The sequence below is a fragment of the Moorena sp. SIO4E2 genome (assembly GCF_010671945.1).
GTDB classification, from domain to species: Bacteria; Cyanobacteriota; Cyanobacteriia; order Cyanobacteriales; family Coleofasciculaceae; genus Moorena; species Moorena producens.
The window spans coordinates 1-1779 of sequence record NZ_JAAHIE010001077.1 but is presented as its reverse complement, the minus strand read 5'-3'; the positions used below and the strand labels follow the sequence as shown (position 1 = coordinate 1779).

Here is a 1779-nt window from a genome sequence, read left to right as displayed (position 1 = left end):
TGCTGATGAGCTTCTGTAATTGATAATGTTAGCTCTGGTTGCAGCAGATTACGGGCTAAATCATGTAACAGGTCATGGAGGCGATAGTTAGTTTTTTGTGTACTAGAGACACCAGGTAGTAATAACGCTTTTTGTCGTAAGTATCGTAAAGTCTTTTTGGCTTTAAATGAATTACAGTTCCATAACGTTGTCGCCATGGTTTCAGTAATGGTGACATCCTCCGGCAGTACCCCTAACCAAGCAAATTTCTTCAATCTCTCGGCGGATAATCGCTTTAAACTCAGATTAAACGAAGCCACTAGACTGTAGTTTTTGCGCTTAGCGTCACTTGGCTCTTCCTCTGCCTCTAATCTATCCAAGGCTTCTAAATCAGCAATTTCTGCTTGTAACTCACTCAGTAACTCCTGCCAAGAGAATCCATCCCTAACTTGGGCAGCAGCTAATTCTAAAGCTAGGGGTAAGTAGCCGACAGTTTTGGCTAAGGTTTTAGCATAGTCGAGTTCTTGATTAGTTAACTCATTGTTGAAACAACCGGTTAATAACTCCAAGGATTGATTTAGAGTCATCACATCTAAATCATAGCGAATCGCACCTTTAACCGGAGCTTCTCTGGTTGTCACTAAAACCCGACAGCCACCTCCTGCTACTCGAAAGGGGTCAACATGCTCAGGATGCCAAACATCATCCACCACTAGCAACGCTTTTTTATCGGATAATAGTGTTCTTAGTTGTAAAGAAGCGCTATCAATATTAATCGGTTTAAAGTCATAATCTCCTAATGCCTGTATCCACGTACTTAGAAACGATAAGATATCAGGTTGCTGACCTAAAGTTGCCCAAAAAATACCATCAGGAAAATCGGATTGAATGTCTGGATCATGGGCTAAGGCTGCAGCTAAGGTGGATTTCCCAATTCCTCCTAAGCCATAGATCGCACTAACCACTAAAGTGCCAACTCTAGCGGTTTCTTGGGATAAAAGAATTTGTTTTAGTCGTTGGCTTACTTCCGGGCGTTCGACATAATACCGAGGTAGTGGGGGTGCTTGATTTGGTCGAGTTTGGTTAACCTTCCTCCAAGGCGACTTCACTCAAGTATTATTATAATTAATAGTTTGGTCGCCTTTAATAATATTTTGGCTTCCTCCAATATTAGTATTATCTTTATTAATACTCTTCCCTTGGACGAAGTTACCCTGGTTATCTACTTTCTCAATGTTGTAATTGTCACGCTTAGCTTGGTGGAATTCCAAAGCTTTGGTAATCTTTTCAATAATTTCCTCTAAGTTAGGCAAAGTTTCAGCATCAACCGTAGTCACCAAACGCTCCATACTTTGGGCAACTTCCGGATTTTGCTTTGCTGCTGCTTCTACTTCCAATACCACCTTGGCATAATCAAGTGCTTGCTCTGGAGCTTGCTCGATCGCCATTACTGTATCTGGAGACTGGTTTCTCAGGGATTCCACAAACTGGCTAGTCTGGTCCCAGACAACTTGCCCGACATTTTCCCCAGTTTTTTCTAGGGCTTTCGTGGCGAGCACAGTAGAAATAGCGACAACGGCAGCAGCTAATGGTTCCATTTTTGAAGGAGATTATTCAGAGTCTTGGTTTATTATAGTATTTTTAAATTGGGTGAGTTAGTTAGTAGTTAGTAGGGTGGGCAGTGCCTACTAATGCTATCGCCAGATGCTCTTATCTATCTTTGGCACTGCCCACCCTACATCAATATTCTATTGTGATTAATTCTTTGGTGGGCAGTGCCTACTAATGCTATCGCCAGAT

Annotated in this window: 2 protein-coding genes; both read right to left on the bottom strand. The window is 41.9% G+C overall.

Annotation, left to right across the window (positions count from 1 at the left end):
• A partial coding sequence (locus F6K37_RS40810) for an NB-ARC domain-containing protein (protein WP_287257001.1) occupies positions 1-1088 on the bottom strand: 1088 nt, incomplete at its 3' end.
• Positions 1089-1577, bottom strand: a complete 489-nt coding sequence (locus F6K37_RS40805) for a hypothetical protein (RefSeq protein ID WP_287257000.1) — start codon at positions 1575-1577, stop codon at positions 1089-1091.
• Positions 1578-1779: the final 202 nt, after the last annotated feature.

Excerpts from the sequence above, each read along its gene's own strand:
- F6K37_RS40805 (WP_287257000.1), bottom strand. The coding sequence starts at position 1,577 with ATGGAACCATTAGCTGCTGCCGTTGTCGCTATTTCTACTGTGCTCGCC.